The sequence below is a fragment of the Streptomyces sp. NBC_01198 genome (assembly GCF_036010485.1).
Classification (GTDB): domain Bacteria; phylum Actinomycetota; class Actinomycetes; order Streptomycetales; family Streptomycetaceae; genus Actinacidiphila.
The window spans coordinates 5281669-5297493 of record NZ_CP108568.1 but is presented as its reverse complement, the minus strand read 5'-3'; the positions used below and the strand labels follow the sequence as shown (position 1 = coordinate 5297493).

Sequence of the window (15825 nt, the reverse complement as noted above, 5' to 3'; positions counted from 1 at the left end):
CAACCGTGCTCTCATTCCCCCGAGCCCCCCACTGTGAGCCCCCAGAAACGCCGGACGGCGCCCCCCGCAGCGGGGGGCGCCGTCCGGCGCATGGGATGAGTGGAGATGGCGGGAATCGAACCCGCGTCCTGTGGTGCAAAAACAGGGCTTCTCCGAGCGCAGTCCGCTGTGCTTTTCTCGGCCCCGGCAGTCACGCGGACAAGCTGCCGACGGGCTCAGTCACTGTTTGATTTCCTTCTGGGACCCGTGACCGGTCCTAGAAGTTTAGATCCCTTGATGATGCCAGGATCCGGGTCGGGATCACCCCCGGGCTGACACTTCGCAAGTCGCTACTTAGGCAGCGAGGGCGAAGGAATCGCGCTTGGTGTTGGCGATTATTGGTTGCGACATATGGTTAACGAGATCATTGCCGCTTCCTCGGCTCGCTTCCCCTGCTTCGACATCCCCAGTCGAAACCGATCATCCCCATGTGGTGTTTTCAATGTGCACACCGGACTCACCATGGTCCGGTGCTGCTGGTTCCATCGTACGTGATCAGCGCGCGGCGCGGCCAGCGTATTCCCGGCGGGGTCCGCCGTACGGGTCAGGCGTACGGGTCCGCCGTACGGGTCGCTCAGCCCCGCGGCACCCGCACGGCCGGGGCGCCGGCGGGTCAGGCGCGCTGGCGGCGGCGGGCGGCGGAGACCGCGCGGTCGGACTCGCGGCGGTCCTGCTTCTCCCGCAGCGTCTGGCGCTTGTCGTACTCCTTCTTGCCCTTCGCCAGCGCGATCTCGACCTTCACCCGGCCGTCCTTGAAGTACAGCACCAGCGGCACGATGGTGTGGCCGCTCTCCTGGGTCTTGTGGACCAGCTTGTCGATCTCGGCCCGGTGCAGCAGCATCTTGCGCTTCCTGCGGGCCGAGTGGTTGGTCCAGGTGCCCTGGGTGTACTCCGGGATGTGCACGTTGTGCAGCCATGCCTCGCCGTCGTCGAGCTGGGCGAAGCCGTCGACGAGCGACGCGCGGCCCATGCGGAGCGACTTGACCTCGGTGCCCGTGAGCACCAGGCCCGCCTCGTACGTGTCGAGGATGAGGTAATCGTGTCGCGCCTTCTTGTTCTGCGCGATGATCTTGCGACCGGTCTCTTTTGCCATAGCCCCGTCATTCTCCCACTAGGAGGGGGTGCCGAGGCCAGCGATTACCTCGCGCGCCTCGGCTGCCGGGTCCGCGCCGCCGGTCACCTGGACGTCGGGGTCGATGCCGCGGCCGTCGACCCCGCGGCCGTCCGGCAGGCTGTAGTGGCCGACGGTCAGCTCGGCGACCGAGCCGTCGGGCAGGGCGCTGGGCATCTGGACCGAGCCCTTGCCGAAGGTGCGGGAGCCGACCACCACCGCCCGGCCGCGGTCCTGCAGCGCCCCGGCCAGCAGTTCCGCGGCGCTCATGGTGCCGCCGTCGACCAGGACCACCAGCGGCTTCGCGGTGTCGCCGCCGGCGGCCGCGTAGAGGGCCTGCTGCCGGCCGTGCACGTCGTAGGTGGCGACCAGGCCGCCGTCGAGGAACGCGGACGCCACCGCGACGGCCTCCTCGACCAGCCCCCCGGAGTTGCCCCGCAGGTCGAGCAGCACGCCGTGCTCGGCGGTGCGCACCGCCGCCTGCACCTGCTTGCCGGTGCCGAGGGTGAAGGCGTCGATGGCGATGTCGGTGGGGCCGTCCTGGCCGCCGGGGTGGCTGACGGTGACGGCCTCGGTGGCGAGGGTGGCCCGCTGCATCGTGACGGTCCACGCGCGGCCGCCGCGCTGCAGGGCGAGCGTGACGGTGCTGCCCGGCGTGTTGTCGCCGCGCAGGTCGGCGACGACCTCGGTGACCGCGAGGCCGCCGCACCGGGTGGAGTCGATCGAGGCGAGCATGTCGCCGACCCGGACGCCGGCCCGCTGGGCCGGGCTGCCGGACTGCACCCGGGCGATCTGGACGCGGCCGCCGTCGATCCGCCGCACCCACAGCCCGACGCCCACGTAGCGCCCGTCCAGGGCCTCCTGGAGGCCGGCGTACTCCTGCGCGGTGTAGAAGGACGACCAGCGGTCGCCGCTGCGGCTGACGAGTTTCTGCACGGTCTGCGCGCCGACCTTGCCCTGGGCGATCTCCTGGGCGATGCGCTCGCTGTCGACCGGTGCGCGCCCGCTGCCTTCCGCGGCCTTCTGCTGCGGGCCCTTGGCGTCGCCGGGGGTGCTCGCGGCGCCGGTGCGGGCCGGGTTGGCGCCGTGCCGGCCCGGATCGGCCGCGGTGGCCGCCGCGATGCGCACCCGGGGGCGCTGCTGCGTTTCCGTCAGGCTGCCGGCCGCGGCACCGGTGGCCAGCAGGGTGCCGAAGACCAACGTCAGGGTCGCCCCACGGCGGATGCGGCGGGGCGTCCCGAACAGCAACGGGCCGGACATGGCGGGAAGTCTAGGCCAGAAACAGGCGCGGTACGGAAAGATACGACGACCGCGGCGGCCGTGGTGGACGCCCGGGCCCGGCCCCCGGTCAGACCCTCAAGTACCGCCGCAGGGCGATGAACGCGGCCGCCGCGGGCATCAGGAATCCGATCAGCAGGACCAGCGGCAGGACTTGGACGACGGGCCCCCAGCCGAGGAAGGACACCAGCGGGATCTTGTCCTGGAGCTTGAGCCCGGCGTCGATCATGAAGTACCGCCCGCCGAGCAGCATCACGCAGGCGACGCCCGCTCCGACCAGGCCGGCGAAGGCCGCCTCCATGATGAACGGCATCTGGATGTAGAAGCTGGACGCGCCCACCAGCCGCATGATGCCGGTCTCCCGGCGGCGGCTGAACGCCGACACCCGCACGGTGTTGATGATCAGCAGCATCGCGACGGTCAGCATGAAGGCCAGCACCACGTAGGCCGCCTTGGTCATGCCGCCGAGCAGCGAGAACAGGTTCTTCAGCACCGCCCGCTGGTCCTCCACCGACTGGACGCCGGGGCGCCCCTGGAAGGCGCTGGCGATGACGGTGAACTTCGTCGGGTCCTTGAGCTTGACCCGGTAGTTCTCCGGCATCTGGTCCGGCGTGATGGAGGTGGCCATCGGCGAGTTCTTGAACTGCTTCTCGTAGTTCTTGTACGCGCCCTCGGCGCTCTCGTAGTAGACCTTCTCCACGATCGGGAGCTTCTTGAGGTCCGCGAGGATCTGCGTCTTCTGGTCGTCGGTCACCGCACCCTTGGCGCAGCTGGGCGTGGAGCCCGCGTCGCTCTTGTTGCACATGTAGACGGTGACCTGGACCTTGTCGTACCAGAAGCCCTTCATCGAGTCGACCTGCTTGTTGGCCAGCAGGGCGCCACCGGCGAGGGCGAGCGAGAGCGCCACGGAGATGATCACGGCGAAGGTCATCGTGAGGTTGCGACGGAGGCCGACGCCGATCTCCGACAGGAAGAACTGGAGGCGCATGGGGGTCGAGGTTCCTTTCGGAAGGGCTGACGTTGTCGGTTCGGCCGGCTGCTAGTGCTGGTAGCCGTAGACACCGCGCGACTGGTCGCGTACCAGCCGCCCCTTCTCCAGTTCGATGACGCGCTTGCGCATCTGGTCGACGATGTTCTGGTCGTGGGTGGCCATCACCACGGTGGTGCCGGTCCTGTTGATCCGGTCGAGCAGCCGCATGATGCCCACGGACGTCTGCGGGTCGAGGTTTCCGGTCGGCTCGTCGGCGATCAGCAGCATGGGCCGGTTGACGAACGCCCGGGCGATCGCCACGCGCTGCTGCTCACCGCCGGACAGCTCGCCCGGCATCCGGTCCTCCTTGCCGGCCAGGCCGACCAGGTCCAGCACCTCGGGCACGGTCTTGCGGATGGTGCCGCGGGGTTTGCCGATCACCTCGAGGGCGAAGGCGACGTTCTGGGCGACCGTCTTGTTCGGCAGCAGCCGGAAGTCCTGGAAGACGGTGCCGAGCTGGCGCCGCATGTGCGGGACCTTCCAGTTCGACAGCCGGGCCAGGTCCTTGCCCAGCACGTGCACCATGCCGGTGTCGGTCCGCTCCTCGCGCAGGATCAGCCGCAGGAAGGTCGACTTGCCCGAGCCCGAGGAGCCCACCAGGAAGACGAACTCACCCTTCTCGATCTCCAGCGACACGTCCCGCAGCGCGGGCCGGTTCTGCTTGGGGTAGGTCTTGGTGACGTTGTCGAATCGGATCACGTTCGCACCAGGGGTTTGCGGGATGGGCGGACAGGGGATGAGGCGACACTACGCGACAGGGCAAGCCGTGCGCAGTCGTCGTACCGGGTTGGTGGGCCGTCCCACAGGGCATATCCGGGCAACCCCGCCATTCCCTGCTTCTGCCGCCCCCGCGAGCGCCGCGGCCGGGAAGCTGAGAGACTGGAGACCACGTACGCACTGCCGCCCGGAGGACTGGAGCAGACCCCCCTCGGGAACCATTCACCCACCGGGAGCGTTCACCGGACGGAGTGAGGAGATCACCATGACAGTCGACAGGCTGGTCTGCGCGAACTGTTCCGGCCCGGTGGCCGAAGGCCGCTGCCCGGTGTGCCGCGCCAACCGTGCTCGTATGGAGCAGGAGCCGGGCTGGTCGTCCATATCTCCCGCGGCCCTGATCGCGCTGCTCATCGCCCTGCTGGCCGTGGTCCTGGTCGTGGAGCACGCCACGGCGTGACGCGGCCTTCCGGAGCCTGCCGGGGGCCCCGCTCAGTTGCCCTCGCGGCGCCCCGCGTCGAACCGCCGCAGCACCCGCACCACCCGCCACACTCCGAGCGCACCCCCGGCGAGGCCGCCCCCGGCCAGCAGGCTGCCGCGGCCCTCGCCTGAGACCCCGCACAGCAGCGTGAGACCCGCGACGACGCCGAAAACGGCCCCGGCGAGCACGCACCCGGTGACCAGTGCGAAGACGATCTCGACGGTCATGGCGTCCTTGTCCCAGCGTGCTTCCCGCCCCATGTCCACGGCCCAAGTCTCACACGCCCCGGCGAGGGCCGGACACCTCTTGACCGGACAGCCGCCCCCGCTTGCGCAGGGGGTCGCGGCATGCAAAGGGGCCGGAACGCTGGTGCGTTCCGGCCCCGTACCCCGTGCCGTGCTGGTGGCGTCAGGCGGCGTTGCGGCGGTTGGCCGCCAGGCGCGGGCTGATGCGGAAGCCGATGCCGCCGGCGATCAGGGTCGCGGCGCCGATCAGCAGGAAGGCGGTGCCGTTCGAACCGGTCTCGGCGAGCTGGCTCGACGTGTCGCCCTGCGGGACCGGCTGCGTGTTGTCGGTGTTGGTGTCGTTGTTGCCGCAGTCGACACTCTCACCGGTCAGGGTGCAGGTGTTGTTGTTGCCGTCGGGGTTGGTGCCGGACGGCGAGCTGGGCGGCGCCGAGGTGCCGCCGTTCGCGTTGCCGCCGTTCGCGCCGGACGTGGTGCCGGTGGTCGGCGGGTTCGTGGTCGGCTCGTCCGTCGGCGGGTTCGTCGTCGGGTCGTCCGTCGGCGGGTTCGTCGTCGGGTCGTCCGTCGGCGGGTTCGTCGTCGGATCGTCCGTCGGCGGGTTCGTCGTCGGATCGTCCGTCGGCGGGTTCGTCGTCGGGTCGACCGGGCCGCCGTTCGCCCCGCTCAGCGGGTCGGTCGGGCCCGTCGTCTCGTCCATGACGTGGATGGACGGGGTGGACGCACTGTCGTTGGTGACGGCCTGGGCTGCGCCCACGGCTGTCAGGGAGGCGCCGCCGGCTATGACGGCCGCCGCGGCAATGCGGGCGACACGCAGCCGCGTATTGCGCTTGCTCATGAGTCAATTACCCCCAGTAGATGTCTGCTTCGGGCTGCGCAGACAAGGAGAGGGCTTGTCACCGGAGGGAGTCCTCAACGCTCACCCCCGTGAGCTGACGCCTCAGTCATGCGCATGCCGCGCATCACCCTCGCCCCTTTCCCCCGGAGCGTCAAGGCCATTAAGCACACAATGTACGAATTACCCCTGTGTGCCCGGCACTTCTCCACAGCTCTGTGACATCCGCGACGCCGTGAGGGCTCAAGCCGCGGCCTTTTCACGGGACTTGCGCCAGCGGATGCCCGCCTCGATGAAGCCGTCGATGTCGCCGTCGAGGACGCCGTGGGGGTTGCCGACCTCGTAGTCGGTGCGCAGGTCCTTGACCATCTGGTACGGGTGCAGGACGTACGAACGCATCTGGTTGCCCCAGGAGTTGCCGCCGTCGCTCTTGCCGAGGGAGTCCATCAGGGCCTGCTCCTCCTGGCGGCGGCGTTCCAGCAGCTTGGCCTGGAGGACGTTCATGGCGCTGGCCTTGTTCTGGATCTGGGAGCGCTCGTTCTGGCAGGAGACGACGATGCCGGTGGGAATGTGGGTGATGCGGACCGCGGAGTCGGTGGTGTTGACGCCCTGGCCGCCGGGACCGGAGGCACGGTAGACATCGACACGCAGTTCGGACTCGTCGATCTCGACGTGGTCGCTCTGCTCCACGACCGGGAGCACCTCGACGCCGGCGAAGGACGTCTGGCGGCGGCCCTGGTTGTCGAAGGGGGAGATCCGCACCAGGCGGTGGGTGCCCTGCTCGACGGAGAGAGTGCCGTACGCGTAGGGGGCCTTGACGACGAAGGTGGTCGACTTGATGCCGGCCTCCTCCGCGTACGAGGTCTCGTAGACCTCGGTGGAGTAGCCGTGGCGCTCGGCCCAGCGCAGATACATCCGCTGGAGCTGCTCGGCGAAGTCCGCCGCGTCGATGCCGCCGGCCTCCGCGCGGATGTTGACCAGGGCCTCGCGGGCGTCGTACTCGCCCGACAGCAGCGTCCTGACCTCCATCTCGTCCAGCGACTTGCGGACCTCGTCCAGCTCGGCCTCGGCCTCGGTGCGGGTGTCGGCGTCGTCCTCCGCCTCGGCGAGCTCGAACAGCACGGCGAGGTCGTCGATACGGCCGCGCAGCGTCTCGACCTTGCGCAGCTCGGCCTGCAGGTGGGAGAGCCGGCTGGTGATCTTCTGCGCGCTCTCCGGGTCGTCCCACAGGGACGGGACGGCGGCCTGCTCCTCAAGCGCGGCGATGTCGTTCCGCATCCGGTCGAGGTCGAGGACGGCCTCGATCGACCCCATGGTCGAGGACAGGGATTTCAGTTCTTCGGATACATCGACGATTGCCACGGGTCCAGCGTACCGGCTGGCCGAAACCTACCGCCCCGGTCGTGCCGGGACGGTCTCCAGGCCTACACCGACGCCGTCGCCCGGCTGAGGGTGCCGGAGGACGTGCGGGTGAAGATCTCCAGGGTGTGCGCCGACGCCGCCGCCGCGCCCAGGGCGGTGGGCGTGCCCGGCAGCGGGGCGGTGGACCAGTCGGCGTCGGGGGCGACCGCGGCCTGCCCGCCGGGCGCGAAGGCGTAGAGCCGGTTCCCGGCGGCGACGGCGTCCGGGCGCGCGGTGGCGTCGAGGCCCTGGACGACGGTGGCGGGGCGCCAGGCGCCGTCGGAGTACGGGAGCTGCAGGACGGCGCCGTCGGCCTTGCGGACGACGAAGGCGTCGAGGGTGCCGCGGGCCCGGGAGACCAGGGCGGGGGCGGCGGTGACCCGGCCGGCGGTGGGGACGACGGCCCAGGCGTTCCAGCGGCTGCCGACCAGCGAGGCGGTGACCAGGTCGCCGCCGACCCTGCCGACCAGGTCGATCCGGCCGGGTTCGGAGGACGCGGCGGCCGGGGCGGCGTCGAAGTGGGTGCGCTCGTCGACCTGCGACCAGGAGTTCCAGTGGCTCCCGGACATCGTCCTGCGGTAGAGCAGGCCGTCGGTGCCGAGCGCGAACAGGTCGATCCGGCCGGCCCTGGCGGAGACCGCGGCCGGGTCGTCGGCGACGTTTATCCCGCTGAGCTTGTGCCAGGGGCCGTAGCCGGAGCGGTCGCGGACGACGTACCAGACGTTCTTGTCCTGGCCGCGGGCGAAGACGTACGTGGCGCCGTCCACGACGAGCGCGCGCGGGCCGCCGACCAGCGGGACGCCGGCCGCGGGGACCCCCTGGAAGGCGGACCAGCGGGGCAGCGCCAGCGGCTGTCCGATACGGCTCTGCGGGGCGTCGGCGCCCCCCGTGGGGGCGGCCGGGGTGGTGGCCCGGTGGGAGGTCGTGGGGTCGGCCCCGGGGTCACCGGCGGGCGGGGCGTCGTCGCGGGAGGTGCCGGGCCCCGGGGAGCCCGAGGAGCCGGCCTGGGAGATGCCCCAGCCGCCGATCCCGGCGACGGCGAGCGCGGCGGCGGCCGCGGCGGCGAACCGGATCCGCCGCTGCCGTATGGCGTCGGAGACCGCGCGGTGCCGGGGGCTGGCGGGCCGCCCGGGCGCGGAGGCGCGGCCCTTGGCGGCGCCGCGGGAGGCGCCGAAGCCGGCCAGCTCCTCGGCGGTGGGCAGCTTGATGCTGGTGTGGGTGTCCCGGCTGGAGTCCGGGGCGGCGCCCCGCACCAGCGGTACGGCGCCGCGCCTGCGGTCGCCGCCCGGCGGCACGGGAGGCGCGGGCGGTGCGGCGGCGGGGGCCGGCTCCGTGCCCGGCTCGGCGTACCCGCCCTCCTCGCCCGCGTCGCCCGGCGCTGCCACGTCCAGCGCGGGCAGTCCGGCCAGCTGCGGCAGCAGGTCGCGCAGCCGGGTGCCCAGCTCCCCTGCGGTGAGCCGGGAGGCGGGGGCCTTGGCCAGGCAGGCGGTGAGGATCCGTTCGAGCTCGGCGGGCAGCCCGGGCAGCGGCTGTACGGCCTCGGTCACGTGCCGGCGCAGCACGGCGCCGGGGTGGCCGCCGCCGAAGGGGGTGAAGCCGCCGAGCAGCTCGTAGAGCACGGTGGCCAGCGCGTAGATGTCCACCGAGGCGCGCGGTGGCAGGCCCTCGATGATCTCCGGGGCCAGGTAGTCCGGGGTGCCGATGATGCGGGTGGCGCGGGTGCGGCGCGGGGAGTCGACCAGGCGGGCGATGCCGAAGTCGGTGAGCAGCGCGGGCGGGGCGCCGCCGGGGCCGGCCGGGGCGGCGGAGTCGAGCAGGACGTTCTCCGGCTTGACGTCGCGGTGGACCACGCCCGCGCCATGGGCGGCGGCGAGGCCGTCGGCGACGTCCGCGGCGATGGCGACGGCGGCCTCGGGGACGAGCCGGCGTTCGCGCTCGAGCCGGGAGCGCAGGTCGGTGCCGCGGACCAGGTCCATCACCAGGGCGAGGTCGCTGCCGTCCACCACCAGGTCGCGGATGCCGACGATGTGCGGGTCGTCCAGCGACAGCAGCGCGGTGCGCTCCTGCACGAAGCGGCCGACCAGGTCCTGGTCGGACGCCAGGTCCTCGCGCAGCAGCTTGATGGCGACCGGTCCTTCGGGGCCGTCACCGAGCCACACCGTCCCCGCGGATCCCCGCCCGAGCACCTGGTGGGCGGTGTAGCGGCTGCCGATCTTCCTGGCCAAGGCTTGCTCCGACTCCTCCGGCGGTCCGTCGCGTGGGCGACAAAGCGTTGCCGACAAAGCTACGCGGATCAGGGGCTGTTCGGGGTACGGGAGACCGGTGAGTGGGCGTTCCGCACGAGAAATCACCCTTCGGAAGTCGACAAATCCCCACAGTGGGCGCCGGAATGGGCAGACGGCGGTGATCGGCCGGTACGTGGGAGGGGCGCGGCACCCCCGGGAGCGAGGGTGCCGCGGCGGGCGCTCCGGCTGTCGCCGCCGGGGCCGTCGCCGGTGGAGCCGGTCAGGCGGTCCAGGCCGATCAGGCCGGTCAAGCCCCTTCAGGTCAGGGGGTGTTGCTCAGGCCGGGGGCGTTGTCGCCCTGGCCGCCGCCGGAGTCGCCGGTGATCGAGGAGATCTTGTCCCACGCCGAGTGCGCCCAACCCGACGTCGCGTGGAACAGGTTGCGGGTGCTGTCGACCCAGTCCGGCAGCGGGGTGGTGTACCAGACGACGACGAAGAGCACCACGATCACCAGGATCACCGTCAGGCAGCCCTTGAGGCAGCCGAGGCCCGGGATCTTGACCGGGTTGGCGCTGCGCCGCCGCGGCTCGTGCGGGCGGGGCGGCTCGGGGGCCGGGGCCGGCGGGCGCTGCTGCGGCTCGTAGCGCTGCGGCTGCGGCTGCTGGTAGCGCGGCTGCTGCGGGGGCGCGGACTGCTGCGGCTGGGGCTGCGGCTGCTGGCGGCCCTGCTGCGGGTAGCCGTAGCCCTGGCCGCCGGCCTGTTGCTGCTGGGGATAGCCGTAGCCCTGGCCGCCCTGCTGCTGCTGCGGGTAGCCGTAGCCCTCCTGGCCCTGGCCGCCGGGGCGGCCCTGCTCCTGCTGGCCCGGCTGGCGGCGGGGGCGGCGGAAGAGCGGGTCCATCTCCGGCGGCAGGTAGCGCGCCTCGGTCTGGTCGTTGCGCTGCCGGGCGGCGCTGAGCTGCGACTCCCAGGGGTGCGGGCCCTGTGGCCGCCCCGACTGCGGGGTGTCGTCGGACACCGGCGGCAGGACGCGGGTGCCGTCGGCGGCGGGCCGGCCCGAGCGGTCGGCGTCCGAGGGCAGCACGCTGGTCGCGGCGTTCGGGTCGTAGGAGCCGCCCTGGCCCGAGGGCAGCACCTGCGTGGGGTCCGCGTCGCCGCTGCCGAGCCCGGCGTCCTGAGCGCCGCCCTGGCCGGTGCCCGGCACCAGCGTCGGGGTCTCGTCGGGGGCGAGCAGCGCGCCGACGCCCAGGGCCGCCTCGGCGGCCGCCGGGGTGGCGTGCACGCCGACGCCGGCCGCGACCACCCGCAGCGCGCGGGCCAGGCTGTCGGCGCTCGGCCGCTGCGCCGGCTCCTTGCGCAGGCAGCGCTCGATGACCGTCCACAGCGGTTCCGGCACGGTGCTTGGGCGGCGCGGCTGCTGGTTGAGATGGGCCTGGAGCACCTCGATGGCGTTCTCGCCCTGGAAGGGCGTCCGGCCGGTGACCAGCTCGTACAGCAGGATCCCGGCGCCGTAGACGTCGACCGCGGAGGTCTGCGGGCGGCCCTGGGCGGACTCCGGCGCCACGTAGGCGGGGGTGCCGACGAATTCGTGGGTCCTGGTGACGCCCGGCGAGTCCGCGAGCCGCGCGATGCCGAAGTCGGTGAGCATCGGGTGCATCCGCTCGGTGCCGTCGTCACCTCTGAGGGTGGCGAGCAGCACGTTGGCGGGCTTCAGGTCCCGGTGCACGACGCCGTCGGCGTGGCTGGCGGCGAGCGCGTCGGCGACGGCCGCGGTCAGCAGCGAGGCGGCCACCGGGGTGAAGGGGCCGTTGTCGCGCAGGTAGCGGTGCAGGTCGGGGCCGTCGATGAGATCCATCACCAGGGCGAGCAGATCGCCCTCGACGACCAGGTCGCGGACGCGCACGATGTGCGGGTGCCGCAGCCGGAGCAGGACGGAGCGCTCGCGCAGGAAGCGCATCACCACGTCGGGGTCGCCGGCCAGCTCTTCCTTGAGCACCTTGACGGCGACCGTGCTGCCCTGCTCGTCACGCACCCGGGCACGCCAGACGGTGCCTGTGGCGCCGCGTCCGAGCGGCTCCTCCAGGAGGTATTTGCTGCCTACCGGCCGCACGTCATGCGCTCCCTGCTCCGTAGTGACCGGGCGTCCCTCGCGGTGCCCGGTTCCGGCCAAGCGTAGTGCCGCGCGGCGGACGGTGGCCGGGCGGCGCCGCCGGGATTCCCGGGTAGGACGCCGCGGGGCGGCCTGTGGTTGCGCGCCCGCAGCGCGGTCACCAGCGGAACGTCCGGTGCCCGATCACGGCACAGGACCGGCGGAAAACGGTCGGGAGACGGTCGGACAACGGGTGGAGAACGGGTGGAAGGCGGTCGGAAACGGCCTCCGTTCCGGGCCGGGGTCGGCGCGGACGGGACCCGGATCCCGCGCGGACGGGGCCCGGTTCGGGCACGGTTCGGGCACGGATGCGGCTTCGGGGCGGCCGGGACACGGGCGCCAGGCGGTCCGCTCCGGCCACTTCCCGCCCGGCGGCGGGCGGCGGGCGGCCGGTGAACGGTCCGCTCGGCGGTACGACAAGATCACCTGAGGTGGTACCGGCGTCAGGATGTCGGTGGCGGGTGGGAGGATGCACCCCGTACGGTCCGGTGGGGGCAGCGGGGGGCGGTCCTGCCGCTCGTGCCTGCGCGCCGCCGGACACCGTCCGGTCCGGTGCGCGGTCGGTAGATGTCGGTAGGTGTCAGTGTCAACGCGCTCTGGCGCGGTCCGGGAGGGGTCTTCCCGCCGCATGCCCGGGCAGAAGGGACCGCGGACGAGATGCAGATCCGGCTGACCGTCCTCGGGCCGCGCAGCGGCCGGGCAGCACGCGGCAGTGACGTGCTCGTCACCGCGCCCGCGGGCACCGTGCTCGGCTCGGTGGCCGGCGCGCTCGCCTCGGCCGCGGGATCCGGGCAGCCGGGCCGCTCCGCCGGGTCCTCGGTGGCCCTCTACGTCGGGCAGGACCGCGTACCGCCCACCGCCGTGCTCGGGGTGCCCCCGCTGGTCGACGGCGCCGTCCTGTCGCTGCACGCGTCCACCGGCCGGCCTGGCGAACCGCACGACCACGGGCAGTACGGCAGTTTCGGGGAGTACGGCCGCCCGTCCGCCGAGGTCGCGCGGCTGCTGGTGGTGGGCGGGCCGGACGCGGGCGGGGTCCACCTGCTGCCCGGCGGCCGGGCCACGATCGGGCGGTCGGCCGACGCGGACGTGCCGCTGGACGACCCGGACGTCTCACGGCTGCACTGCGAGGTGGCCTTCGGCCCGGACGGCGGGCTGACCGTCGCCGATCTGGGCTCCACGAACGGTACGACGCTCAGCGGGCGCGCGGTCGGCGCGCAGCCGGTGCCACTGCCGCCGGGCGCGCTGCTCCATCTGGGTGAGTCCACCCTGCGCCTCGACCCGGCCGGCTCACCCGCCGCCGCGCCGCTGCCCACCACCCCCGACGCCGACGGCCACCTGCGGGTGTCCCTGCGCGACGCCCCGTGGCCCGGACGGCAGGCGCACGACACCGCGACGGTGCCGGCGCAGCGGGACGGGACGGCGGCGGACGACGACGCTTCGGCGGGCGGGCGGTCCCCGGGCCCGGACGGGGGTCCGGGGGACGCCGTCGACGCCTACGGCGGGCCGCAGGCCGGCTCCGGGGCGGCGGGCCGCCCGGACGCACCCGGACACGACGCAGGACGCCCCGGATACGGCCCCGCGGGGCAGCCGGGCGACGCCCACGCCAGGACCGGCACCCCGGGCGGCCCCGGGCACCCGGCGCCGCCCGACGACGCGCCCGCCGCAGCCGGACACCCGGGCGAGGGCGCGGGCACGCGGCGCGACACCGGGGGCGCGGCGGCCCCCGGGCGGGTCGACGGCATCGACGGCACCGCCACCCCCGGGCGGCGGGACACCGGCCAGGCGCGGCGCCCGGGAGCCGGGGCCGGCGGGCGCAACGGCGTCGTCGGCTCGATAGGGGCCTGGGCGCGGCGGCGGCTGAGCGGCGCGGGGCGCGACGAGGGCGAGGAGGCGTTCGCCGGCGGCGAGGCCGAGGCCCTGCGGGAGCGCTGGCCCGACCCGGCGGCCGTCCTGCTCACGGCGCTGGGCCCCGGCAGGCGGCTGTGGGAACGGGCCCCCGGGCACCCGGACGCGCTGACCGTACGGCTCGGCACCGCCGACCTGCCGTCGGAGTACGGCAACCGGCGGCTGGCCGGGGTGCCCTTCACCGTGGACCTGCGCCGGCCCCGCACCTCGGCGCTGACCCTGGTCGGGCCGCGGCCGCGACTGGCCGGGCTGGCCCGCGCGGTGCTCGCCCAGCTGTGCGCGCTGCACTCCCCCACCACCTTGGAGGTCGTGCTGCTCAGCGCGGACCGCGCCAGGCCCGCGGACCAGCGGGCCGAGGAGTGGTCGTGGCTGAACTGGCTGCCGCACCTGCGGCCCGCCCACGGCCAGGACTGCCGGCTGCTGCTGGCCTTCGACCGCGACCAGGCACAGGCCCGTACGGCCGAGCTGGTCCGCAGGATCGAGGAGGGGCCGGCCGCCGCCGGACACCCCGGGCCGTACTCGCTGCTGGTGGTCGACGGCGACCCCGGGTCCGCCGCGCTGCGCGAGACGGTCGCGCGGATCGCGGCCGCCGGACCGGCCGTCGGCATCCATGTGCTGTGCCTGACCGAGCCGGGCGAGCGGCCCGCGGTGGACGACGGGGTGGTGGCCCGGCTGTCGGGGGACGTCGCGACGACGCTGCTGGTCGAGCCCGCCGGACAGCCGCCGGCCGGGGCGGACGGGGGCGGCGCCGACGAGATCGTGCTGGACGCGGTGTCCGGCGCCTGGGCCGAGCATTTCGCGCGGGCGCTGGCCCCGCTGCGGGAGGCCGACGCGGACGCCCCGGGCGCCGGTTCGCGGCACGCGCTGCCCGGCACCGTACGGCTGCTCGACGAGCTGGACCTGGCGCTCGCCACCCCCGCGAAGATCGCCGCGCGCTGGGCGGCCGCGCCCGCCGCGGCGCCGTCGGCGGTCGCCGTGCTCGGCGCCGGGGCCGGCGCGGGTTCCGGCGGGCGGGTGGCGGTCGACCTCGTGGCCGAGGGGCCGCACCTGATGGTCGGCGGGGCGCCGGGCGCGGGCAAGACGGAGCTGCTGCGGTCCGTCGCCGCCGCGCTGGCCGCCGCGGAGCGGCCGGAGCGGCTGACCCTGATCCTGCTGGACGGCGCCGGCCAGGACCGCGGCGAAGGGCTGGCCGTCTGCGCGGACCTGCCCCACGTCAGCGGGCACCTGGTGGCCTCCGACCCCGTCCGGATGCGGGAGTTCGCGCAGGCGCTCAGCGCGGAGCTGAAGCGGCGCGAAGGGGTGCTCGGCGGGCGGGCGTTCGCCGCCTGGCACGCGGACCGGCTCGTCGCGGCGACCGTGCCGCACCAGGGCGGGCGGGCGCCGGCCGCGCCCGCTCCCGAGGCGCCGGGGCTGCCGCGGCTGGTCGTGCTCGTCGACGACTTCGACGCGCTCGTGGCTCCCGCGCTCGGCGCCCCAGGGCGGCCCGCGGCCGGCAGCGTCGTCCGGGCGATCGAGGCGGTCGCCAGGGACGGCGAACGCCTCGGCGTCCACCTGGTGGCCGCCACCGGGCGGCCCGAGCGGACCGCCGGCACCGAGGCGGACGAGCGGGCGCCGCTGCGGGTCGCGTTGCGTATGCCCGACACGGAGTCCGCGGCGCTGCTGGTGAACGTCGAGGATCCGGCGGGCCTCGACGAGTCCGTTCCCGGCCGGGGGTATCTGCGCCGGCCCGGCGGGGCGGTGACGGCCTTCCAGGCCGGCCGGGTCAGCGGGCGCATCCCGCGCACGGCGACCTTGCGGCCGACGGTTGTGGGGCTGGAGTGGGAGCGGATGGGGGATCCGCCGGCCCGCCGCCAGGTCCGCGAGCTCGGCAACGGGCCGACGGATCTTGCACTGCTGGCCAGTGCGTTGCAGCGTGCCGCTGAGGCTGAACCGGCGACGTAGCCTCCACCCCGGGGCCCCCGGGGGGTGCCCCTTCCCCCGACCCGGGACCTTCCCCCGGTGGGTGCCTTGTCGCGCAGTTCCCCGCGCCCCCAGGTGATTGCCCCTTGCGCTGGGCGGTCGCCTGCAGCCCGGCGGGGGCTGAGGGCGCAGTTCCCCGCGCCCCTGGGGGGTTGCCCTTTGCGCAGAGGGTGCGCGTTTTTCAGGGCGCGGGGAACTGCGCGACAAGCCACGACGGCGCGGCAGACAAGCACGCCACCGCAGATGGCACCCACCCCCCACGCAGCCGTGGACGGCGTCGCATGGCCGGCCCGCCGGGCAACGGCATTGGGCGGAGGGAGGTTTGGGGCAAGATCACGGCGTGGTCACATTGCGGGCAGCGACTGGCACCGACCCTTGCCGGAGGCAGTTCAGCGGGCGTAGGACAGGACGCCACGGGACTGAGGGGATGTCAGATGCACAGGTTGAAGGGTAAGACGC

10 protein-coding genes, 1 other RNA gene and 1 pseudogene are annotated in these 15825 nt (G+C 74.0%); 2 read left to right on the top strand and 10 right to left on the bottom strand.

The features are described 5' to 3' along the window. Nucleotides 1-97: 97 nt before the first annotated feature. The 5 genes from ssrA to ftsE all read right to left on the bottom strand — a co-directional run bounded on the left by ssrA (nt 98) and on the right by ftsE (nt 4157). Nucleotides 98-467, bottom strand: a transfer-messenger RNA (tmRNA) gene (gene ssrA, locus OG702_RS23600). Nucleotides 468-652: 185 nt separating this feature from the next. Beyond that, complete coding sequence (smpB, locus tag OG702_RS23595) at nt 653-1132, bottom strand: SsrA-binding protein SmpB (RefSeq protein ID WP_327290924.1); 480 nt, start codon at nt 1130-1132, stop codon at nt 653-655. 18 nt (nt 1133-1150) lie between these two features. Next, nucleotides 1151-2410: a S41 family peptidase gene (locus OG702_RS23590; RefSeq protein WP_327290922.1), complete on the bottom strand. Its 1260-nt coding sequence runs from the start codon at nt 2408-2410 to the stop codon at nt 1151-1153. A gap of 88 nt (nt 2411-2498) precedes the next feature. Further along, on the bottom strand, nt 2499-3416 hold the full coding sequence (gene ftsX, locus OG702_RS23585; RefSeq protein ID WP_327290921.1) for a permease-like cell division protein FtsX: 918 nt from the start codon (nt 3414-3416) through the stop codon (nt 2499-2501). 51 nt (nt 3417-3467) lie between these two features. Further along, complete coding sequence (gene ftsE / locus OG702_RS23580) at nt 3468-4157, bottom strand: cell division ATP-binding protein FtsE (protein ID WP_251497822.1); 690 nt, start codon at nt 4155-4157, stop codon at nt 3468-3470. A 283-nt stretch (nt 4158-4440) separates the two neighbouring features. On the opposite strand from ftsE, the gene OG702_RS23575 reads away from it, so the two are divergent. After that, entirely contained in the window at nt 4441-4632 is a 192-nt protein-coding gene (locus tag OG702_RS23575; RefSeq protein WP_327290919.1) for a hypothetical protein, read from the top strand. 32 nt (nt 4633-4664) lie between these two features. On the opposite strand, the gene OG702_RS23570 is transcribed toward OG702_RS23575, so the two are convergent. From OG702_RS23570 to OG702_RS23550, 5 genes and pseudogenes are all read right to left on the bottom strand, one after another. Beyond that, nucleotides 4665-4919: a DUF6332 family protein gene (locus OG702_RS23570; protein WP_327290918.1), complete on the bottom strand. Its 255-nt coding sequence runs from the start codon at nt 4917-4919 to the stop codon at nt 4665-4667. 142 nt (nt 4920-5061) lie between these two features. Further along, entirely contained in the window at nt 5062-5733 is a 672-nt protein-coding gene (locus OG702_RS23565) for an LPXTG cell wall anchor domain-containing protein (protein WP_327290917.1), read from the bottom strand. Between the two features lie 240 nt (nt 5734-5973). Further along, complete coding sequence (gene prfB / locus OG702_RS23560; RefSeq protein ID WP_327290916.1) at nt 5974-7092, bottom strand: peptide chain release factor 2; 1119 nt, start codon at nt 7090-7092, stop codon at nt 5974-5976. A gap of 986 nt (nt 7093-8078) precedes the next feature. Further along, nucleotides 8079-9356 (bottom strand): annotated as a pseudogene (locus tag OG702_RS23555) (serine/threonine-protein kinase); the annotation flags it as partial. Nucleotides 9357-9678: 322 nt separating this feature from the next. Next, nucleotides 9679-11463 (bottom strand): serine/threonine-protein kinase, encoded by a 1785-nt coding sequence (locus OG702_RS23550; protein WP_327290915.1) that lies wholly within the window; start codon nt 11461-11463, stop codon nt 9679-9681. A 696-nt stretch (nt 11464-12159) separates the two neighbouring features. Between OG702_RS23550 and OG702_RS23545 the strand changes: the two genes are divergently transcribed. Further along, a complete protein-coding gene (locus tag OG702_RS23545; protein WP_327290914.1) occupies nt 12160-15348 on the top strand; it encodes an FtsK/SpoIIIE domain-containing protein in 3189 nt (1062 codons plus the stop codon). Nucleotides 15349-15825 lie beyond the last annotated feature (477 nt).

What these genes read in the sequence shown, in the direction of transcription:
- ftsX (WP_327290921.1), bottom strand. Translation starts at nt 3,416, where the DNA reads ATGCGCCTCCAGTTCTTCCTGTCGGAGATCGGCGTCGGCCTCCGTCGC.
- OG702_RS23565 (WP_327290917.1), bottom strand. Translation starts at nt 5,733, where the DNA reads ATGAGCAAGCGCAATACGCGGCTGCGTGTCGCCCGCATTGCCGCGGCG.
- OG702_RS23590 (WP_327290922.1), bottom strand. Translation starts at nt 2,410, where the DNA reads ATGTCCGGCCCGTTGCTGTTCGGGACGCCCCGCCGCATCCGCCGTGGG.
- OG702_RS23545 (WP_327290914.1), top strand. Translation starts at nt 12,160, where the DNA reads ATGCAGATCCGGCTGACCGTCCTCGGGCCGCGCAGCGGCCGGGCAGCA.
- OG702_RS23575 (WP_327290919.1), top strand. Translation starts at nt 4,441, where the DNA reads ATGACAGTCGACAGGCTGGTCTGCGCGAACTGTTCCGGCCCGGTGGCC.
- smpB (WP_327290924.1), bottom strand. Translation starts at nt 1,132, where the DNA reads ATGGCAAAAGAGACCGGTCGCAAGATCATCGCGCAGAACAAGAAGGCG.